This window comes from Zeimonas arvi (assembly GCF_008039575.1).
In the GTDB taxonomy this organism is placed as follows: domain Bacteria; phylum Pseudomonadota; class Gammaproteobacteria; order Burkholderiales; family Burkholderiaceae_E; genus Zeimonas; species Zeimonas arvi.
The window spans coordinates 186376-207124 of sequence record NZ_VDUY01000001.1 but is presented as its reverse complement, the minus strand read 5'-3'; the positions used below and the strand labels follow the sequence as shown (position 1 = coordinate 207124).

The window sequence follows — 20749 nt, the reverse complement described above, 5'->3', positions numbered from 1 at the left end:
CGAAGCGGGGTCTCTCCGGAGGGACCGGCCGAAGCCGATCCCGAGCCGGTATCAGCGACGCGGACGGGTGCCGACCACCTCGACTTCCACGCGACGGTTCTTCGCGCGGCCATCGCGGGTCTTGTTGTCGGCGACCGGCTGCTTCTCGCCCTTGCCTTCCGTGTAGATCCGGTTGGCTTCGATGCCCTTGCTGACCAGGTAGGCCTTCACGGCTTCGGCGCGACGGACCGACAGCTTCTGGTTGTAGGCGTCGGAGCCGATGCTGTCGGTGTGGCCGACGGCGATGATGACCTCGAGGGTCACGCCCTGCAGCTTGCCGACCAGATCGTCCAGTCGAGCCTTGCCTTCCGGCTTGACGACGGCCTTGTCGAAGTCGAAGAAGGTGTCAGCCGCGAAGGTGACTTTTTCGCTGGTCGGGGCCGGCGCGGGCTTCGGAGCGGGCTTCGGAGCCGGGGCGGGAGCCGGAGCCGGGGCCGGGGCGGGCGCCGGGGCGGCCTTCGGCAGCAGATCGTCGTCGCAACCCTTGATCGCGTCGGCCGGGGTCCAGTAGCCGGTGCGCCAGCACTGGCCGAACGGGTTCACCACGACCTTGCTGTCCGGGCTGATGACATAGCCGCTCTTCTTCGGATCGGCAGACTGGGCGACAGCGAGCGTCGAAGCCGACAGCATCGCCGCAGCAACCAGATACGCCAGTTTTTTGACCGGTTTGTTCATGTTTCTCCTCTCGGTAGAAAGCGATTCAGCGGGGTTGGGCACGACAGGCTGGATCGCTCGATTCGAACCCGCGGGAAACGGGCTGCAAACACGGGCTGTCAGTCAGCCTGACAGGATTTCACCGGTCCGATTGTGCCATAGCGCCGTTCGGCCAACCAATTCGGAAACAGCCTCGCTTGCAACGTCGTCAGTTAATTGTCGCTTTCGGACAACATGCCGGCCGTCGATCCAGACATGCTGCACATGCTCGCGTCCGGCCGCGTAAACGAGTTGCGAGACCGGGTCGAAAACCGGCGAAAGCTCGGGGGCCGAGAGGTCCACCGCCACCAGGTCGGCGCGTTTGCCGGCTTCGATCGAGCCGATCCGATCGTCCAGTCCGAGGGCCGCGGCGGCGTCCAGGGTGAGCGCCCTCAGCACCCGCGCGGCGGGCCAGGCGTCCGCCTGCCCCGAGCTTCCCTTGGCGAGCAGGGCAGCGGTGCGCGCCTCCTGCAGCAGATCGAGCCGGTTGTTGCTGGCCGAGCCGTCGGTGCCTATGCCCACCCGGATGCCCGACTCGATCATGCGCGCCACCGGTGCAATGCCGCTGGCCAGCTTCAGGTTCGAATGCGGGCAGTGGGCGACCGAGGCGCCGGCCGTGGCGAGCAGCCGCAAGTCGTTGTCGTCGAGGTGCACCGCGTGAACCGCGATCAGTTCCGGGCCCAGCAAGCCCAGGGCGTCCAGCCGCTGCAGTGGCCGCTTGCCGTGCCGAGACTGGGATTCCTCGATCTCGGCAGCAGTTTCGTGGACATGGGTGTGGATGGGGAGGCCCAGCTCGCGTGCCAGCACGGCCACCCGCTTCAGGGTCTCGTCGCTGACCGTGTAGGGGGCGTGCGGCGCCAGGCAGAAACCGACCATCGGGTCGTCCCTGTGCCGGTCGCGCAGCTCGAGCCCCTTCCTCAGATAGTCGCCGGCATCCGACGCGTAGGCGCTCGGGAACTCGATGACGATGATGCCCTGCATGCTGCGCATCCCGAGCTGACGCGCCGCCGCCACCGCCTCCTCGGGGAAGAAGTACATGTCGTTGAAGCAGGTCGTGCCGCCCATCAGCATTTCGTGGGCGGCGAGCAGGGCGCCGTCGCGCACGAAGGCCCGCGACACCAGCTTGCCTTCCAGCGGCCAGATCCGCTTGCGCAACCAGTCGTGAAGCGGCAGGTCGTCGGCCACGCCGCGCAACAGCGACATGGCCGCGTGGGTGTGCAGGTTCACGAAGCCCGGGACCAGCAGTTGCCCGGGCAGGAGGGTGAGCGGCACGTCGGGATGCCGTTCGCGCAGCCCGTCGAAAGGCGCGAGCTCGGCGATCCGTCCGTCCTCGACGAGCACCGCATGGCCGGTCAGCACGCGCGGGTCCGGGGCGACCGGTGCGATCCATTGCGGGGCGAGGATGACGGCTTCCGGCATGCGAACGCTTCCTTGGCTGGGTTCCGCGCGATTTAAGCACAGCCCGGCCGGGCGGGATGGTGTCGCGTGTTAAAATTCAAAGATTTAGCTCCTCGTATTCCTCTCCGGGACCCCGCAGCACATGGATCAGTTCGCCAAGGAAACCCTTCCTATCAGTCTCGAAGAGGAGATGCGGCGCTCCTACCTCGATTACGCGATGAGCGTGATCGTGGGACGGGCCCTTCCCGACGTCCGCGACGGCCTCAAGCCGGTTCACCGCCGCGTGCTCTTCGCGATGCACGAATCGAACAACCACTGGAACCGGCCCTACGTGAAGTGCGCGCGCGTGGTCGGCGAGGTGATGGGCAAGTACCACCCGCACGGCGACAGCGCGATCTACGACACCCTGGTGCGCATGGCGCAGGATTTTTCGCTGCGCTATCCGCTGGTAGACGGGCAGGGCAACTTCGGCTCGATCGACGGCGACAACGCCGCGGCGATGCGCTACACCGAGTGCCGTCTGGACAAGATCGCCGCCGAGATGCTGGCTGACATCGACCGCGAGACGGTCGACTTCCAGCCCAACTACGACGGCAAGGAGCTCGAGCCCACCGTCCTGCCGGCACGGATTCCCAACCTGCTGATCAACGGCTCGGCGGGCATCGCGGTGGGCATGGCCACCAACATCCCGCCGCACAACCTGGGCGAGATCGTCGACGCCTGCCTGCTGATCCTGCGCAAGGCCGACGCCACGATCGACGAGATCATCGAGCTCGTGCCCGCGCCCGATTTCCCGACCGCCGGCATCGTCTACGGCGTGCAGGGCGTTCGCGACGGCTATCGCACTGGCCGCGGGCGCGTCGTGATGCGCGCGCGCACCCACTTCGAGGAGCTCGACCGCGGCAACCGCAGCGCGATCATCGTCGACGAGCTGCCCTACCAGGTGAACAAGCGGGTGCTGCTCGAGCGCATGGCCGAGCTGGTCAACGAGAAGAAGCTCGAGGGCATCTCCGACATCCGCGACGAGTCCGACAAGTCGGGCATGCGGGTCGTCATCGAGCTCAAGCGCGGCGAGCTGCCCGAGGTCGTTCTGAACAACCTCTACAAGCAGACGCAGCTGCAGGACACCTTCGGCATCAACATGGTGGCGCTGGTCGACGGACAGCCGCGCCTGCTCAACATCAAGCAGATGCTCGACGCCTTCCTCGCGCACCGGCGCGAGGTGGTGACCCGGCGCACCGTGTTCGAGCTGCGCAAGGCGCGCGAGCGCGGCCACATTCTGGAAGGCCTGGCGGTGGCGATCGCCAACGTCGACGACATGATCGACCTGATCAAGGCCTCGCCGACACCGCCCATCGCGAAGGAGCGGCTGATGGCGCGCGACTGGAAGGCCGGCGTGGCGCGCGAGATGCTCGAGCGCGCCGGCGCCGACATCGCGGCCTTCCAGCCCGAGGGACTCGATCCCTCGGTCGGCCTGCGCGGCGACAGCTACCGGCTGTCCGAGGCCCAGGCCCAGGAGATCCTGCAGATGCGACTGCAGCGGCTCACCGGGCTGGAGCAGGACAAGATCGTCCAGGAGTACCGCGACGTGATCGGCCAGATCACCGACCTGCTCGACATCCTGGCGCGTCCCGAGCGGATCACGCAGATCATCGGCGAGGAGCTGGCCGGCATCAAGGCCGAGTACGGCAATCCGCGCCGCTCGTACATCGAGCTCAACGCCACCGAGATCGACACCGAGGACCTGATCACACCGCAGGACATGGTGGTCACGCTCTCGCACGGCGGCTACATCAAGAGCCAGCTCCTGTCGGAATACCGGGCGCAGAAGCGCGGCGGCCGCGGCAAGCAGGCCACCGCGATGAAGGAAGAGGACTGGATCGACCAGCTCTTCATCGCCAACACGCACGACCACATCCTGTGCTTCTCGAACCGCGGCCGCGTGTACTGGCTCAAGGTCTGGGAGGTGCCTTCGGGCACGCGCAACTCGCGCGGCCGTCCCATCGTCAACCTGTTCCCGCTCGCCGAAGGCGAAAAGATCACCGTGATCCTGCCGGTGAAGTCCTTCGACGCGGCGCACTACGTGTTCATGGCCACCAGCCTGGGCACGGTCAAGAAGACGCCGCTCACCGATTTCTCCAACCCGCGCAAGGCCGGGATCATCGCAGTGGACCTCGACGAGGGCGACTTCCTGATCGGCGCCGCGGTCACCGACGGCGAGCACGACGTCATGCTGTTCTCCGATGCCGGCAAGGCGGTGCGCTTCGACGAGAACGACGTGCGCCCGATGGGGCGCAATGCCCGCGGCGTGCGCGGCATGAACCTCGAGGACGGCCAGCGGGTGATCTCGATGCTGGTGGCCGTCGACGAGACCCAGAGCGTGCTGACCGCCACCGAGAACGGCTTCGGCAAGCGCACGCCGATCGGCGAGTACACCCGCCACGGCCGCGGCACGAAGGGCATGATCGCGATCCAGACCACCGAGCGCAACGGGAAGGTCGTGGCGGCGGTGCTGGTCGACGAGAAGGACGAGATCATGCTGATCACCACCGGCGGGGTGCTGGTGCGCACCCGGGTCTCCGAGATCCGCGAGATGGGCCGCGCCACCCAGGGCGTCACGCTGATCGCGGTCGACGACGGGTCCACGCTCTCGGGCGTGCAGCGCGTGGTCGAGAGCGACGCGAGCGAGGCGGCCGAAGAGGGCGGCGAGGGCGAGGAGCAGGCCGGCGCGCCGGGAGCCCCGGCGTCCGGCGCCGACGGCGAGGAATCCGGCACCGGCGCAGCCGACTGAGGCCGGCCCGCAGCGGGCCCCAGCGCGACGCGCCGATGCCGATCTTCTTCGAGGTCATCTTCCCCGTCGTCGTGCTGATCGCGATCGGCTACGGCGCCGCCCGGGCGGGGCGCTTCACCGATGCGGCGGTTCGCGCGCTTTCCGACGCGACCTTCCTGATCTTCATGCCGGCGTTGCTGTTCGGCGCGCTGGCGCGGGTGGAGTTCGACACCCTGTCGCCGGGTGCGGCGCTCGCCTACTACGGCGCCGGCCTGCCGCTCTTCGCCGCGGTGCTGGGGGTGCAGCGCTGTCGCGGGGTCCCGATGGACCAGGCGGTGATCCAGGCCCTGTGCGGCGTGTTCTCGAACACCGCGATGCTCGGCATTCCGCTGGTCCGGCTGGCTTTCGGCGAGGAGGGGCTGGCCTTCCTGCTGACCATCATCGCGCTGCACGCGCTGACCTTCCTCACGCTGGGCACGCTGCTGATCGAGCTGTCCGGCGGGGCGGCGCCGGCGGCGCACGCGCGAGGGGGGGCCGCCGCGGACGCGGCGCCCCACCGCGATCGCGGCCGGCTCGCCGCCCAGGTCGCCCTGGTGGTGCGCAATTCGCTGATCCATCCGGTGGTGCTGCCCATCCTGGCCGGCCTCGCGTTTTCGGCGGCGGGCCTGAAGCTGCCGCGCCCGCTCGACGTGCCGCTGGGCATGCTGGCCGGCGCCGCCGCGCCGCTTTGCCTGGTGCTGCTCGGCGCATCGCTCGCGCAGTTCGACCTGCGCCGGGGCTTGCGCGGGGCCGCCTCGCTGGCCGCGCTCAAGAGCTTCGTGCATCCGGTCGTCGCCTACGCGATCGGCCGCTGGCTGCTCGAGCTCCCGCCGCTGCCACTGGCCGTGGCCACGGTGACCGCCTCGCTGCCGATCGGCGCGAACGTCTATCTCTTCGCACAGCGCTACCGCGCCGGCGCCGAGCAGGCGAGCGCCGGCGTGACCCTGTCCACGCTGATCGCCGCGGCCAGCCTGCCCCTGCTGCTGCTCGTGCTGCCGGGCCGATGAGCCGGCGCGCCTCCCGACCCCTTCCGCTTTGATACGATCCGCCGTCATGTCCGAAACCGTCTACAACTTCTCCGCAGGGCCGGCGGTGCTTCCCAAGGAAGTGCTGCGCCAGGTCGCCGACGAACTGCCCGACTGGCACGGCACCGGCATGTCCGTGATGGAGATGAGCCATCGAGGCCCCGAGTTCATGGGCATCCACGCGCAGGCCGTGGCCGACCTGCGCGAGCTGATGCGGATCCCGGAGCACTACAAGGTGCTGTTCATGCAGGGCGGGGCGATCGCGGAGAACGCGATCGTGCCGATGAACCTGCTGCGCGGCGGCGGGCATGCCGATTACCTGGTCACCGGCCAGTGGTCGGCCAGGTCCGCGAAGGAAGCCGCGCGCTACGCCCGGGTCAACCTGGTGGCCGACGCGGCGAAGCTGCCCGCGCCTCATCGCGATGGCGAGACCGGCGCCTACACCTTCGTGCCCGAGCAGTCGCAGTGGCGCATGTCGCCCGATGCCGCCTACCTGCACCTGTGCACCAACGAGACCATCGACGGCGTCGAGTTCCAGCGGCCGCCTTCGCAGGGCGCCGGCCCCGCCGACGTGCCGGCCGGCGTGCCGATCGTGGTCGACGTGTCCTCGCACGTGCTGTCGCGCGAGATCGACGTGAGCCGCTACGGCTGTCTGTACGGCGGCGCGCAGAAGAACATCGGGCCGGCCGGCCTGACGATCGTGATCGTCCGCGAGGACCTCATCGGCAGGGCGCATCCGCTGTGCCCGACCGCCTTCGACTACAAGGTGGTGGCCGACAACGACTCGATGTACAACACGCCGCCCACCTTTGCGATCTGGGTCGCCGGACTGGTCTTCGCCTGGCTCAAGCGACAGGGCGGGGTTGCCGCCATGGAGGCGCGCAACATCGAGAAGGCCGCGCTGCTGTACGACTACATCGACGCCAGCGGCTTGTACGAGAACCGGGTGCGCAGGCAGGACCGTTCACGGATGAACGTGCCCTTCTTCCTGAAGGACCGGGCGCTCGACGCCGACTTCCTGAAGGGCGCCGAGTCTGCCGGCCTGCTGCAGCTCAAGGGGCATCGCAGCGTGGGCGGCATGCGCGCCTCGTTGTACAACGCGATGCCGATCGAGGGCGTGCGCGCCCTGGTCGGCTACATGAAGGACTTCGAGCGCCGCCATGGCTGAGCAAGACAACACTCAGGGCGCGACCGACGCGAAGGGCGACCCGCGACTCGACTCGCTGCGCGTGCGGATCGACGAGGTCGATCGCGAGCTGCTCGCGCTGCTGAGCCGGCGCGCCCGGCTCGCGCAGGAAGTGGGCGAACTGAAGAAGACGACCGATGCGCCGGTCTATCGGCCCGAGCGCGAGGCGCTGATCATGCGCAAGCTGCGCGAGGCCAATCCGGGCCCGCTGCCCGGCGCGGCGATCGAGGCGGTCTGGCGGGAGATCGTGTCGGCTTGCCGCGAGCTCGAGCGCAGGATGCGGGTCGCCTACCTGGGGCCGGCCGGCACCTTCTCGGAGCAGGCCCTGCTCAAGCACTTCGGCAGCGGGGTCGACCCGATCGCCTGCCCGACGATCGACGAGGTGTTCCGCGCCACCGAGGCCGGCACCGTGGACTTCGGCGTCGTGCCGGTGGAGAACTCGACCGAGGGCGCGGTCAACCGCACGCTCGACCTGTTCCTCGAGACTTCGCTCGCGATCAGCGGGGAGGTCCTGGTGCCGGTGCGCCAGAACCTGATGAGCCTGGGCGGCACGCTGGAGGGGGTCACGCGCATCGTCTCGCACGCGCAGTCGCTCGCCCAGTGCATCGGATGGCTCGACCGGAACTGTCCCGGCATCGAGCGCGTGCCGGTTGCGAGCAACGCCGAGGCCGCCAGGCTGGCCTCGCTCGACGCCGCCACCGCGGCGATCGCCGGCGAGAACGCGGCCGCGCGCTACGGCCTCGAGCTGGTCGCCCGCAGCATCCAGGACGATCCGAACAATCGCACGCGCTTCGCGGTGGTGGGCCGCTACGAGTGCGCGGCCACGGGGGCCGACCAGACCTCGCTGATCCTGTCGGTGCCCGACCGTGCGGGGGCGGTGCACGCGCTGATCGAACCGCTCGCCCGCCACGGCGTGTCGATGAAGCGCTTCGAGTCGCGGCCCGCGCGCCGGGGCGAATGGGAGTACTACTTCTACATCGACATCCTCGGCCACCAGAGCGACACGAACGTCGCGACCGCGCTCGAGGAGCTGCGCCGCAACTCGGCCTTCTGCAAGGTCGTGGGTTCGTATCCCCGCGCGGTGGTCTGACGCGGGCGTCGGGCGGGCACCGAAAGCGCGTGACACCGGCGAAAACCGTCGGCTACACTGTTTCCGCAAGCCGAAGCGGTCGTCAATGAACCGCGCGGCGCACAGGCAACGATCCTGGAGGAGACAAGCATGCGCACGTTCACCCGCCTTGCGGTCGCGATCTCTCGCGCCCGCCAATCGGCTTCCGCACTTTCCGCATCCGCACTGTCGGTCGGCGCCGCAGCCGTCGCGACCCTGGCCGTGTGCGGGCTCGCCGCCCCGGGGCAGGCCCACGCGCAGGACAAGCAGATCAAGATCGGCGTCATCTACGACCTGACCGGCCCGCTGGCGGCGGGCGGCTCGCACGCGGGCTACCTCGGCAACAAGTACGCGATCGACATGATCAACGAGCGCGGCGGGGTGGAGGGCTACAAGATCGTCCCGATCTACGCCGACGCACAGAGCAAGGCCGAGGTGGCCATCAACGAGACCGAGCGCCTGCTCAACCAGGAAAAGGTCGACATGATCATGGGCGTGTTCTCGTCGGCGCACTGCGTGCCGATGGCCCAGAAGGTCGACCAGGCCAAGAGCTTCATGTGGGCCAACATCTGCGTGGCCTCCAGCGTGTTCAAGGACAAGAACCTCAGGAACGTCTTCCGCGCCCAGGTCCACTCCGACCAGTTCGGCGAGGCCTCGTGCAAGTTCCTGGCCGAAAACGCCAAGAGCAAGCTCGGCAAGGAGGTCAAGGACCTGAAGGTCGCGATCATCTACGAGGACGGCCCCTACGGCGCCGGCGTGGCCGCCGGCAACGAGGCCACCTGCAAGCAGCTCGGCATGCAGATCGCGATCAAGGAGGGCTATGCCGCGACCTCGCCCGACCTCTCGCCGCTGGTCACCAAGCTGCGCCGCGCGCGCCCCGACGCCATCCTGCACACCGGCTACAACCCCGACATCACGCTCTTCCTGCGCCAGGCCAAGGAGCAGGGCCTGAAGTGGGACGCGCTGATCGGCCACGGCGCCGGTTACGGCCAGTTCGACAAGCTCTACGCCACCTTCAAGGACGACGCCAACCTGATCTACAACGTCGACCCGGTGGCGGCGCAACTGCTCGACCCCAAGACCCTCGCGCCGGGGCTCGGCGACGTCACCAAGGAGATGGTCAGGCGTTACGTGGCCGAGACCAAGGCCGACGAGGTCCCGCCGCACGTGTCGATGGGCTTCAACCAGGCGTGGATCTTCTTCACCGACGTTCTGCCGCGAGCGATCAAGAAGCATGGCGGCATCTCGCCCGAGGCGCTGCGCCAGGCCTCGCTGGAAACCGACATTCCGGTCGGCGGCACCATCCAGGGCTACGGCGTGAAGTTCTTCCCGCCCGGTCACCCGATGTCCGGCCAGAACGAGCGCTCCTCGCCGGTGGTCATGCAGTACAACGCGAAGGACACCTACATCGTGTGGCCCGACGCGATCAAGACCAAGGACGCGGTGCTGCCCCTTCCCAAGGGCCACGCCTACGCCAAGTGACGGCGAGCGCCACGTGCTTTCCGTCAAGGAACTGACCAGGCGGTTCGGCGGTTTCACGGCGGTCAACGCGCTTTCCTTCGAGCTCGAAAAGGGCGAGATCCTCGGGCTGATCGGCCCGAACGGATCGGGGAAGAGCACGACCTTCAACGTGATCGCCGGACTGTACGCGCCGAGCGCCGGCTCGGTGCAGCTCGACGGCCGCGAGATCGGCGGGCTGCCGCCGTACCGGATCTGCCAGCTCGGGCTGGCGCGCACCTTCCAGATCCCGCGGCCCTTTCGCAAGCTCACGATCCTCGAGAACACGGTGCTCGCGGCCCACTACGGCGCCGGCGGCCAGATCGGCCGTGCCGAAGCGGAGCGGCGCGCGCACGACGCGCTCGAACTGATCGGCCTGCCGCGCGACCCGGGTGCGAGCGTCGAGGGCCTCGGCGCCGCCGGCCTGAAGAAGCTCGAGATGGCGCGCGCGCTCGCCACCCAGCCCAAGCTTCTGCTGGCCGACGAGAGCCTCGGCGGCCTGGACGAGGCCGAGATGAACCAGGCTGCCGAGATGCTCGAGCGGATCCGCAACGAGCGAGGCATCTCGATCATCTGGGTCGAGCACATCATGGGCGTGCTCATGAAGGTCATCGACCGCTGCATCGTGCTCGACCACGGCGAGCTGATCGCCGAAGGCGCCCCGGCCGAGGTGACCCGCGATCCCAGGGTCATCGAGGTCTACCTGGGTTCCGATGCCGAGGCGGTGCACCGCCAGCTCGACCGGCAACAGTCCGCCGCGGAGGCCGGTTGATGCTCGACATCAAGGGGCTGTGCGCCGGCTACGGCGGATTCCAGGCCTTGTTCGACGTTTCCCTGTCGGTGAAGGCCGGCGAGGCGATCGCGGTGATCGGGCCCAACGGCGCCGGCAAGACCACGCTGTTGCGCGCGATCTCCCGGCTGATCAATGCCAGCGCCGGCGACATCGTCATGGAGGGGCGCCGCTACAACGCGCTTCCGGCGCACGAGGTCGTGTCGCTCGGCATCGCGCAGGTTCCCGAGGGGCGCAGGCTGTTTCCGCGGCTCACCGTCGAGGACAACCTGATGATGGGCGCCTTCACGCCCGCGGCGCGCAGGCACTATCGCGACCGGCTGGAGTTCGTCTATTCGCTGTTCCCGAAGATGAAGGAGCGGCGGCTGCAGATGGCGGGCACCATGTCGGGCGGCGAGCAGCAGATGTGCGCCATCGGCCGCGCGCTGATGAGCAAGCCCAAGTTGCTCCTGCTCGACGAGCCCTCGGCCGGCCTGGCGCCGGTGATCGTTCAGTCGATCTTCGAGCTGATGAAGCGCATCCGGGCGGAGGGTTACACGGTGCTGATCGTCGAACAGAACATCCAGCAGGTGCTGCAGGTGGTGGATCGCGGCTACCTGCTCGAGACCGGCCGGATCCGGATGAGCGGTCCCTCTGCCGAGCTGCTCGCCAGCGACGAGATCCGCAAGGCCTACCTGGGGATCTGATGGAATTCTTCGACATCTTCCTGCTCGAGGCAGTGCTGAACGGACTGCTGCTCGGCGGGCTTCTCGCGCTGCTCGCGCTGGGCCTGAACCTCGTCTTCGGCGTGATCGACGTGGTCTGGATCTGCTACGCAGAGCTGATCATGGTCGGCATGTACGGGATCTGGTGGCTGCACACGGTGCAGGGGGCGCCGCTGTGGCTCGCCTTCGTGTTCGGCATCGCGCTGGTCGCGCTGCTGGGCGCGGTGCTGCACCAGTTCATCATCCGGCCGGTGCTGTCCGCGGAGCCGATCAACCAGTTGTTGGTGACCGGCGGCGTGCTGTTCTTCCTGCAGGCGGCGGCCACCGTGACCTTCGGCGTGGAGTTCCGCAACATCGGGATCCGCCTGCCCGGCGTCAGCGTGGGCGAGATCAACCTGTCGCTGGCGCGGCTGATCGCCTTCGGGGTGGCGCTGGCCGCCATCCTGGCAACCTGGCTGTTCCTCACCCGCACCTACATGGGCACCGCGATCCGGGCGATCAGCCAGGACCGGGCGATCATGCCTCTCATGGGGGTGAATGCCGGCCGCATCTACCTCGTCACCTCGGCACTGGGCGGAGGCCTGGCCGGTCTCGCGGCCTGCCTGCTGGTGCTGCAGTACGACATCCACCCGGCGATCGGGCTGTCCTTCGGGCCGATCACCTTCCTGATCTGCGTGCTGGGCGGCCTTGGCAACCTGATCGGCGGCTTCCTGGCCGCCTTCGTGTTCGCACAGTTCATATCGGTGGGCGGCTTCGTGTTCCAGCTCGAGTGGGGCTATGTCCTGGCCTTCCTCTTCTTCATCGTCATGATGTTCTGGAAGCCCGAGGGGCTGTTCGCGAGGCGTCGCTGATCATGGGCCGCTCCGTGTTCCTGGTCTTGCTCGCGCTGCTGGCGATCGCCCCGCTGGCCGGGGTCGGCGTCTACCCGCTGCACCTGATGATCATGGCCCTGCTCTGGGGCTTCATCTACACCAGCTGGGCGCTGATGGGCCGGCTGGGCATGGTGAGCCTCGGCCACGGTGCGTTCTTCGGCATCGGCGCCTACACGGTGGTGATGCTGTGGAACCACTTCGGCCTGCCGCCGCTGGCGGGCGCCGTGGTGGCGGTCGTCGTCGCGCTGGCCGTGGCCTTCGTGATCGGCTACCCCTGCTTCCGCTTCAAGATCGTCGGCCACTACTTCGCGCTGGTCACGCTCGCCCTGGCCGAGGTCGTGCGGCTGATCATCGTGGCGCTGCGCGACACCACCGGCGGCTCGCTGGGCGTCACGCCGAAACCAGGCGTGGCCGAGGGCGCGAGCGGCTCGCTGTACGCGCTGCAGTTCTCGGACAAGCTGGTCTGGTTCTACGTGGTGCTGCTCTGCTGGCTGTTCGCCTTGTACGTATGGCACCGCGTCGATCGCAGCATGAGCCGGCTGGCCCTGCAGGCGATCAGCGAGGAGGAAGACGCCGCCGCCTCGATCGGCATCAACGTGAGCCAGACGAAGCTTCGGATCGCGATGCTCTCGGCGGTCATGACCGCGATCGGCGGCGTGCTGTACGCGCAGTACCAGCTCTACGTGAATCCCGAGACCGTGTCGGGCATCGGCATCTCGCTGCAGATGGTGTTCGGCGCGATCGCCGGTGGGATGTTCGTGATGCTGGGGCCGACCGCGGGTGCGGTGTTCCTGCTGCTGCTCTCCGAAGGCCTGCGCATCCTGATCGGCAACCAGATCCACGGGCTCGACCTGCTGATCTACGGCGCGCTGCTGATCTTCTTCATCATCTACATGCCCAAGGGGATCCTGGGCGAGTGGCTCGATCGCCGGGCGCGCCGTCGGGCCTGAGCCCGCCGCGTCCGGCCCCGTGCCTGGATCGGTGGCGCCGACGCCGCCCGCGGTCCGGCGCGACGGCTTCGCGCCGCCGGCGCAGCACCGTTTCCGTGGTCGCTCAGCGAACGTCCATCCCGCACTCCAGCTCGGCGATCGGCGGGGCTCCGGCGAGCGCCTCGACCGTGTGGCAGAAGGCGCGGCCGCCGGCGCGGAAGCGGTGGGGCAGGTCCGACGCTGCAATGCAGCATCGAATCTTCTTGACGTCGGATTCTGCTCGGTTCAGCATCCAGCCTCGAATCGTTTGTCCGACAATCGGGCAAACGCTGTGGCAAGAAGGCCGTGGCAAGAACGAAGGTCTGCCGCAAGAAGACACGATGGGCCGTGGGTGCTTCCGCGGACCGGACCAGTAAACGGGGCGAGGGGGAGACAGCGATCGTGGAGCGCCGCACTGCGTCGACAGTGTTCGCACCGCTTCGGCATGCCCCGGCCTACCGGGTGCTGTCCGACCGGATCGAGCGGCGCATCCTCGACGGGCACCTGAAGCCGGGCGATCCGCTGCCTACCGAGCAGGCGCTCGCCGAGACCTTCGGGGTCAACCGCTCCACGGTCCGCGAGGCGATTCGCCTGCTCGAGCAGGAGGGCCTGCTCGTTCGCGCCGCGGGCCGCCGGCTGCGGATCGCGCAGCCCGGGATGGGCGACCTCGCGCCGCGCGCGATGCGCGCAATGGTTCTGGAAGCGGTCAGTTTCCGCGAGCTCTGGGAGGTCGGCGTCACGCTCGAGCCGCGCGCGGCCCGGCTCGCGGCCGAGCACGCGACCGAACGCGACCTCGCCGCACTCGACGCGAACCTGGCCCGCACCGACACGGTGCTCGCCAGGGGCGAGTCCTACATCGAACTGGACGTCCAGTTCCATGCCCTGGTGGCCCGTGCCTCGGGCAACCGGGTGCTGATGCTCGCGCGCGAACCGGTCAGCCTGCTGCTCGCGCCGAGCTTCGAGCGACTGCGGCGCACGCTGCCGCAGGCGGGCGCGCGCAATCTCGAGGCGCACCGGCGCATCGTCGAGGCGATCCGCCGACGCGACCCCGACGAGGCCGAAGCCTGGACCCACCGGCATTTCGTAGACTTCAAGCGCGGTTACCGGGTGGCCCGGCTCGATGTCGAGGCGCCCGTCGATTGGCCCGAACAGGGCTTCACTTCCCACCCTGCAGCAACCACAGAGACAGAGGAGACACCGTAATGAAACGCAGCAGATTCGCGCCCACGCTCGGGGCGGCCGCCGTCGCGGCAGCCTTCGGCCTGGCCGGGCTTTCCACGGCCCAGGCGCAGGAGACCTTTCGCATCGGCGTCGTCAGCTTCCTGTCGGGGCAGGCGGCCGAGAGCTTCGGCATCCCGGCGGTGAACGGGGCCAAGCTCCTGGTCGAGGCCTTCAACAACGGCGCCGCGCCCGCACCCTACGACAAGAAGGGCTTCGGCGGCATGACGGTCGAGGCGATCTACGTCGACGAGGCCGGCGGGGCGACCAAGCAGGTGCAGGAGCTGAAGAACCTTTACGACCGCGAGAACGTCGACGTGGTGGTCGGCTACGTGAGTTCGGGCGACTGCCTGGCGGTGGCGCCGGTGGCGGAGGAGATGAAGCGTTTCCTGATCCTCTACGACTGCGGCACGCCGCGGATCTTCGAGGAGCGCGACTACGAGTACGTGTTCCGCACCGCCGCCCACGCCACGATGGACAACGTGGCGCTGGGCCGCTACCTGAAGGCGAAGAACGTCAAGGTCGACTCGATCAACTACATCAACCAGGACTACGCCTGGGGCCACGACTCGCTGAAGGACTTCCAGCTCACGATGGAGCAGCTGTATCCGAATGCGAAGACCGGCCAGGACCTGCGGCCCAAGTTCGGCGCCGGCCAGTACGGCACCGAGATCTCGGCGCTCCTGCAGAAGCCTGCGTCGATCACCCACTCGAGCCTGTGGGGCGGCGACCTGCAGGCCCTGATGCTTCAGTCGGCGCCGCGGGGCCTGATGAAGCGCTCGCAGGTGGTGCTCTCGGCCGGCGACCACGTGCTGCCTGGCCTGGGCGACAAGATGCCCGACGGCGTGATCCTCGGCGCCCGTGGCGCCTACGGCCTGATGTCGCCCGACACGCCGCTCAACCGCTGGTGGTTCTCCGAGTACGAGAAGAAGTACAACGTGTACCCGGTGCAGGCGCCGTACCGGATGGCGCAGGCGCTGCTGGGCCTGAAGCTCGTCGCCGAGAAGGCGATCGCCGCGAACGGCGGCAAGAAGCCCAGCCCCGAGCAGCTCGCCGCCGCGCTGAAGGGCTTCGAGTGGGAGTCGCCGGCCGGCAAGATCCAGATGGTCAACGGCAAGGGCCATCAGGCGATCCAGCCGACCGCGATCGGCCGCACGCAGTACAACAAGGAGAAGAAGCGGGTCGACATCGTCGACATCGTCCGCTTCCCTGCGGAGTGCGTGAACCCGCCTGCCGACATGAAGGCCGAGGACTGGATCAAGGCCGGCTTCAAGGGAGCGAAGTGCTGAGCCCTCGGGCCTGATCGCCTGGCGGCTGCTTTCGCAGTGCCTTCGCCCGAGGTCGGCAACGACCGCGGGCGCATTCGAACAGGGGGGCGCAGCCGCTGCGCCCCCCGCCCGGAATCCTCCGATGCTTGCACTCACCATCCTGATCGACGGCATCGTCTACGCGTCGTGGCTGTTCATCGTCGCGCTCGGACTGACGCTGGTCTTCGGCGTGCTGAAGATCCTCAACATCGCCCATGGCAGCTTCTACGCGGTGGGCGCCTACGCGGCCGCCTCCTTCGTGGGCTGGTTCGCCACCCTCGGGCTCGCGCCCGAGCTCTCTCCGGTGGCCATGCTGCTGGCAGCGGTCGCGGTGGCCGCGCTGCTGGCGCCGCTCACCGAGCGCGGCCTGCTGCGCGTGTTCTACGGACGCGACGAGGTGCTGCTGGTGCTCGTCACCTATGCGCTCTTCCTGATCCTCGAAGACGTCACCAAGCTGGTCTGGGGGCCCACGCCCTACTACGTGAGCGAACCCTACATGCTGTTCGGCAACGTCGAGTTCGGCACGCTGTCCTACGTCGGCTACGACTTCATGCTGATCATCGTGGCGGTGCTCTGCGGGCTGGCCGTGTGGTGGGGGCTGAACCGCACGCGCATCGGCAAGATCGTGCTCGCGGTGATCCACAGCGACGAGATCGCCTCCAGCATGGGGGTGAACGTGTCGCGCATCTACACATTCGCCTTCATGTTCGGGATCTTCCTCGCCGCGCTCGCCGGGGCGCTCACCGCGCCGATGGTGTCGGTGCAGCCCGGCCTGTCGGTGGGCGTGATCATCGTTTCGTTCGCGGTCGTCATCATCGGCGGCCTGGGCAGCATCGAGGGCGCGGCCATCGGCGCGCTGATCGTCGGGCTGGCCCGGGCGCTCGCGGTCCACACCTGGCCCGCAGCCGAGCTGTTCAGCATCTACATCGCGATGGCCATCGTGCTGGTGTTCCGGCCCGAGGGGCTGTTCCAGCGAGTTCAGGCAAGGAAGATCTGATGGACAACCCGATCCTCAAGACCGCGCTGGCCGGCGGGGCCGCCATCGTGGCGCTGCTGGCCGCCGGCTTCGTCATGCCCAAGTGGCTGCTGTTCCTGTCCACGATGGCGATCTCCCATGGCCTGGTGTCGATGGGCATCGTGCTGCTGATGCGCAGCGGCGTGGTCTCCTTCGGGCAGGGCTTCGTGTTCGCGGCCGGCGGCTACGCCGCCGCGCTGCTCGCCAACCACACCGGCATCACCGACGCAGTGGTGCTGGTGCTGGGCGGCGGCCTTGCCGCTGCGCTGCTGGCCGCGCCGTTCTCGCCCTTGCTCTCGCGATATCGCGGCATTTTCTTCGCGATGCTCACGCTGGCGATCTCGATGGTGCTCTACGGCATCCTGGTCAAGTCCGAGGCCATGGGCGGCTCGGACGGCTTCAACGTGAGCCGGCCCACGCTGTTCGGCAACGAGATCTCGTCGGAAGGCGCGAACCTCGCGCTCTACTCGGTCGCGGTGGTGCTGGTGGGCCTGCTGGCGACGGTGGCCCGCGTCTACAGCGACTCGGTGCGCGGCATGGTCTCGCTGGCCATTCGCGAGAACGAACTTCGGATCGAGTACCTGGGCGCCTCGGTGTCGGGGGCGATCGCGGTGAACTTCGTGTTCGCGGCCTTCCTGGGCGGCGTGGGCGGCGCGCTGACGGTTCTGGCGCTGGGCCACATCGAGCCCAACTTCAGCTACTGGACCACCTCGGGCGAGTTCGTCTTCGTGGCGATCCTCTCCGGCCACCACAGCATGCTGGCGGTGTTCCTGGCCTCCTTCGTGGTCGAGGTCGTCCGCTCGTTCTCCAACCTCTATTTCCCGAACACCTGGCAGCTCGCGATGGGCCTGTTCCTGCTGGTCGTGATCCGTTTCCTGCCCCGCGGGCTCGGCTCGCTCTGGATCGACCGCCAGGTCGCGCGTCGCGCCGAGCAGGAGGCCCGGGCATGACGACGATGCTTTCGGCCCGCGGCCTGATGAAGTCCTTCGGCGCGGTGACCGCCGCCGACGACGTGAACATCGAGGTCCCCTCCGGTCAGCGGGTCAGCCTGATCGGCAGCAACGGCGCCGGCAAGACCACCTTCGTGAACATGGTGACCGGCTACCTGAAGCCGGACGCCGGCACGATCGCGCTCGACGGCCGGGAGATCACCGGCCTGGGCCCGCGCCGGATCACCCGGCTGGGCGTGGCGCGCTCGTTCCAGATCCCGCAGCTGGCGCTGGACATGACCGCACTGGACAACATGCTGGTCGCCGCCGCCTGCAACGACGGCGAGCTGTCCTTCTGGAAGCCGGCCCGCTCGCCCGGGCGGCGGGCCAGGGCGATGGCGCTGCTCGAGCGATTCGACCTCGCCGCGCACGCGCAGCGCAAGGTCTCGGAGCTGCCGGGCGGGGTGCGCAAGCTGCTCGACATCGCGATGGCGCTCACCGGCCAGCCCAAGCTGCTGCTGCTCGACGAGCCCACGAGCGGCGTGTCGGTGGAGGAGAAGTTCCCGATGATGGACACGATCGCCGGCGCGTTGGCCGCCGAGAAGGTCACGGTGCTCTTCGTGGAGCACGACATGGAGATCGTGACCCGCTACGCGGACCGCGTGATCGCGTTCTACAGCGGGCGAGTGATCGCCGACGACCCGCCCGACGCGGTGCTGGCCGACGAGCAGGTCCAGCGCTACGTCACCGGCTCGTTGCGGCAGGGGGCCTGAACATGCTGAACATCGAATCGGTCAACGTGACGATCCAGTCGGTGCAGGCGCTGCGCGGCTTCTCGCTCGCGGTCGAGCGTGGGAGCATGGTCGGGCTGGTCGGGCGCAACGGCGCCGGCAAGACCACGCTGCTGCGAACCATCATGGGGCACCTGACGCCGATCGCGGGCCGGGTCTCGTGGGACGGCGTCGACCTGGCGACCGTGCCGCGGCACGCCCGCGCGGCAATGGGCGTGGGCTACATGCCCGAGGACCGCGGCCTGGTGCCGGAGCTCACCGTCGAGGAGAACATCCTCGTGCCGGTGTGGGTCTCGAAGACGCTGGACGAGCGCGAGCGCCTGGCGCGGGTCTACGAGGTGCTGCCCGAGCTGCGAGAGATGCGCGAGCGCCGCGCGCTGCTGCTCTCGGGCGGCCAGCAGAAGCTGGTCGCGCTGGCGCGCGCGCTGGCCGTCGGCACGCGGCTGCTGCTGCTCGACGAGCCTTTCGAGGGCGTGGCGCCGGCGCTCTCGCAGCGCCTGTCGGAGGTCGTGTTCGGCCTGCGCGGCAAGGACCTGACCGTCGTGATCGCGCAGTCCGAGCTCAACCACGCGGCGTCGATGCTCGACCGCGAAGTGGTGATCGAGCGGGGCGCCAACGCGAAGGAGAAGGCGGCGTGAGCGGGACAGGCAGCGCAATCGAGGCGCAGGCGGGGCAGGGCGCGGCGCGGAGCGGGCCGGGCAACTGGTGGGCCGACCGCCGGCTGCCGGCGATTCGGCACGAGGCGCATTTCGGCGATCGGGTGGTTCGCTGTTTCGTCGGGCGCGCGCGCTCGTTCCACGATCTCTTCGCCGCGACCGTCGCGGCCCACCCCGATCGCGAGGCATTGGTCTGCGGCCATCTCAGGCTCGACTGGCGCGGACTCGACGAGCGGGTCGCGCGGGTCGCCGGCGGGCTGGCGGCCCGCGGCATCGAGGCCGGTGACCGGGTGGCGCTCTTCGTGTCCAATCGCCCCGAGTTCGTGATCGCGCTGTTCGCGATCCAGCGGATCGGCGCGATCGCCGTTCCGATCGGCGCGCGCGAGCAGCGCGACGGGCTGAGGTGGATCCTCGGCCACTGCGGCGCGCGGGCGGTATTCCACGACGCGGAGCTGGCGGGCCGGCTGCCGGCGGCGGCCGAGCTGCCGATGCTGGCTCTCCGGGTGGCTTGCCCGCCGCCGGAGCACGTCGCAGGCGGTGCGCCCCAGCCGAGCGCGCCGCCAGAGGGCGCGCCCGAGGAGCGCCCCGGCGAACCCTCGCTCGCCTTCTCCGAACTGGCGTCCGCCTCGCCGCTGCGCGAGGCTGCCGCGGTCGAAGAGGAAGCGGCTGCGGTGATCCTGTACACCTCCGGCACGACCGGCCGCCCCAAGGGCGCGATGCTGACCCACCTGAACGTGGTGCACTCGGCCGCCCACTTCGTGTCCTGCATGGGCATTGCGGCCGAAGACCGCTCGCTGCTAGCGGTGCCCGCCAGTCACGTGACCGGGCTGATCGCCAACATCGCGTCCTTCGTGGCGGCCGGCGGCGCGCTGGTCGTGATGCCGGCCTTCAAGGCGGCCGAGTTCCTCGCCCTGGCCGCGCGCGAGCGCATCAGCCACACGCTGATGGTGCCGGCCATGTACAACCTCGCGCTGCTGCAGCCGGACTTCGACGTCCACGACCTGTCCGCCTGGCGGATCGGCGGCTACGGCGGTGCGCCGATGCCGGTCGCCACGATCGACGCGCTGGCCGCGCGGCTGCCGGGCCTGACCTTGCTCAACGCCTACGGGGCCACCGAGACCACGTCGCCGACCACGATGATCCCGGCCGGCCTGACTCGCGATCACGCCGACTCGGTCGGCGTGGCCTTGCCCTGCGCCGACGTGATCGCGGTGGACGACGACGGCCGCGAGCTGCCGCCGGGGGAGGTCGGCGAGCTGTGGATCTCCGGCCCGATGGTGGTGCGCGGCTACTGGAACGACGAGGCCGCCACCGCCCGCGAGTTCACCGCCGGCTGGTGGCACTCGGGCGACCTGGGGTCGGTCGACGCCGACGGCTTCGTGCGGGTGTTCGACCGCAAGAAGGACATGCTGAACCGCGGCGGCTACAAGATCTTCAGCGTGGAGGTCGAGAACCTGATCGCCGCGATGCCGGGCGTGGTCGAGGCGGCCGTGGTCGGGCGCCCCTGCCCGGTGCTCGGCGAGCGGGTGCACGCCTTCGTTCATGCCACCGATCCGGCGGTCGACGCCGAGGCCATCCGGGCCTTCTGTGCCGAGCGGCTGGCCGACTACAAGGTGCCGGAGACGGTCACGATCACGACCGAGCCGCTGCCGCGCAATCCGAACGGCAAGCTGCTCAAGCGGGTGCTGCGCGAGAGGCTGTAGGGCTGGGCGACGGGCGGGGCGCGGCACCGGCCGGCCGGAAG

At 69.0% G+C, this 20749-nt stretch carries 19 protein-coding genes; 16 read left to right on the top strand and 3 right to left on the bottom strand.

Features of this window, described 5'->3' with window-relative positions:
• Positions 1-51: 51 nt before the first annotated feature.
• Together ompA and FHP08_RS00935 are read right to left on the bottom strand one after the other, a co-directional pair.
• Positions 52-714: an outer membrane protein OmpA gene (gene ompA / locus FHP08_RS00940; protein WP_147702430.1), complete on the bottom strand. Its 663-nt coding sequence runs from the start codon at positions 712-714 to the stop codon at positions 52-54.
• A 102-nt stretch (positions 715-816) separates the two neighbouring features.
• Positions 817-2151, bottom strand: coding sequence for a TRZ/ATZ family hydrolase (locus tag FHP08_RS00935; protein ID WP_147702429.1), 1335 nt, complete (start codon positions 2149-2151; stop codon positions 817-819).
• 121 nt (positions 2152-2272) lie between these two features.
• Here FHP08_RS00935 and gyrA point away from each other — a divergent pair, with 121 nt between their 5' ends.
• The 9 genes from gyrA (at position 2273) to FHP08_RS00890 (ending at position 13071) form a co-directional block, all read left to right on the top strand.
• A complete protein-coding gene (gyrA, locus tag FHP08_RS00930) occupies positions 2273-4921 on the top strand; it encodes a DNA gyrase subunit A (protein WP_147702428.1) in 2649 nt (882 codons plus the stop codon).
• 35 nt (positions 4922-4956) lie between these two features.
• Positions 4957-5946, top strand: coding sequence for an AEC family transporter (locus tag FHP08_RS00925; protein WP_147702427.1), 990 nt, complete (start codon positions 4957-4959; stop codon positions 5944-5946).
• 46 nt (positions 5947-5992) lie between these two features.
• Positions 5993-7132 (top strand): 3-phosphoserine/phosphohydroxythreonine transaminase, encoded by a 1140-nt coding sequence (serC, locus tag FHP08_RS00920; protein ID WP_147702426.1) that lies wholly within the window; start codon positions 5993-5995, stop codon positions 7130-7132.
• On the top strand, positions 7125-8240 hold the full coding sequence (gene pheA, locus FHP08_RS00915; protein WP_147702425.1) for a prephenate dehydratase: 1116 nt from the start codon (positions 7125-7127) through the stop codon (positions 8238-8240). The genes serC and pheA overlap by 8 nt, the downstream gene beginning before the upstream one ends.
• 129 nt (positions 8241-8369) lie before the next feature.
• Positions 8370-9740 carry an ABC transporter substrate-binding protein gene (locus FHP08_RS00910; protein ID WP_147702424.1) on the top strand — a complete coding sequence of 457 codons (1371 nt, stop codon included), beginning with the start codon at positions 8370-8372 and terminating at the stop codon, positions 9738-9740.
• 13 nt (positions 9741-9753) lie between these two features.
• Entirely contained in the window at positions 9754-10527 is a 774-nt protein-coding gene (locus FHP08_RS00905; RefSeq protein ID WP_147702423.1) for an ABC transporter ATP-binding protein, read from the top strand.
• Positions 10527-11231 (top strand): ABC transporter ATP-binding protein, encoded by a 705-nt coding sequence (locus FHP08_RS00900; RefSeq protein WP_147702422.1) that lies wholly within the window; start codon positions 10527-10529, stop codon positions 11229-11231. The genes FHP08_RS00905 and FHP08_RS00900 overlap by 1 nt, the downstream gene beginning before the upstream one ends.
• A complete protein-coding gene (locus tag FHP08_RS00895) occupies positions 11231-12100 on the top strand; it encodes a branched-chain amino acid ABC transporter permease (RefSeq protein ID WP_147702421.1) in 870 nt (289 codons plus the stop codon). The genes FHP08_RS00900 and FHP08_RS00895 overlap by 1 nt, the downstream gene beginning before the upstream one ends.
• A 2-nt stretch (positions 12101-12102) precedes the next feature.
• The gene (locus FHP08_RS00890; RefSeq protein ID WP_147702420.1) at positions 12103-13071 is read left to right on the top strand and encodes a branched-chain amino acid ABC transporter permease; all 969 of its coding nucleotides are present in this window, start codon (positions 12103-12105) and stop codon (positions 13069-13071) included.
• A gap of 103 nt (positions 13072-13174) precedes the next feature.
• Here FHP08_RS00890 and FHP08_RS18375 read toward each other — a convergent pair whose 3' ends face one another.
• Positions 13175-13342 (bottom strand): hypothetical protein, encoded by a 168-nt coding sequence (locus FHP08_RS18375; protein WP_187272113.1) that lies wholly within the window; start codon positions 13340-13342, stop codon positions 13175-13177.
• Positions 13343-13491: 149 nt separating this feature from the next.
• On the opposite strand from FHP08_RS18375, the gene FHP08_RS00885 reads away from it, so the two are divergent.
• The 7 genes from FHP08_RS00885 to FHP08_RS00855 all read left to right on the top strand — a co-directional run bounded on the left by FHP08_RS00885 (position 13492) and on the right by FHP08_RS00855 (position 20708).
• Positions 13492-14292, top strand: coding sequence for a FadR/GntR family transcriptional regulator (locus tag FHP08_RS00885; protein ID WP_222707788.1), 801 nt, complete (start codon positions 13492-13494; stop codon positions 14290-14292).
• Complete coding sequence (locus tag FHP08_RS00880) at positions 14292-15596, top strand: ABC transporter substrate-binding protein (RefSeq protein WP_147702419.1); 1305 nt, start codon at positions 14292-14294, stop codon at positions 15594-15596. Before FHP08_RS00885 ends, FHP08_RS00880 begins: the two co-directional genes overlap by 1 nt.
• A gap of 121 nt (positions 15597-15717) precedes the next feature.
• Positions 15718-16611, top strand: coding sequence for a branched-chain amino acid ABC transporter permease (locus tag FHP08_RS00875; protein ID WP_147702418.1), 894 nt, complete (start codon positions 15718-15720; stop codon positions 16609-16611).
• A complete protein-coding gene (locus tag FHP08_RS00870; RefSeq protein WP_147702417.1) occupies positions 16611-17579 on the top strand; it encodes a branched-chain amino acid ABC transporter permease in 969 nt (322 codons plus the stop codon). The genes FHP08_RS00875 and FHP08_RS00870 overlap by 1 nt, the downstream gene beginning before the upstream one ends.
• Positions 17576-18331 carry an ABC transporter ATP-binding protein gene (locus FHP08_RS00865; protein WP_147702416.1) on the top strand — a complete coding sequence of 252 codons (756 nt, stop codon included), beginning with the start codon at positions 17576-17578 and terminating at the stop codon, positions 18329-18331. Before FHP08_RS00870 ends, FHP08_RS00865 begins: the two co-directional genes overlap by 4 nt.
• 2 nt (positions 18332-18333) lie before the next feature.
• Positions 18334-18987, top strand: coding sequence for an ABC transporter ATP-binding protein (locus FHP08_RS00860; RefSeq protein ID WP_147702415.1), 654 nt, complete (start codon positions 18334-18336; stop codon positions 18985-18987).
• Complete coding sequence (locus FHP08_RS00855) at positions 18984-20708, top strand: class I adenylate-forming enzyme family protein (RefSeq protein ID WP_225878983.1); 1725 nt, start codon at positions 18984-18986, stop codon at positions 20706-20708. Before FHP08_RS00860 ends, FHP08_RS00855 begins: the two co-directional genes overlap by 4 nt.
• The last annotated feature ends 41 nt before the right edge of the window (positions 20709-20749 follow it).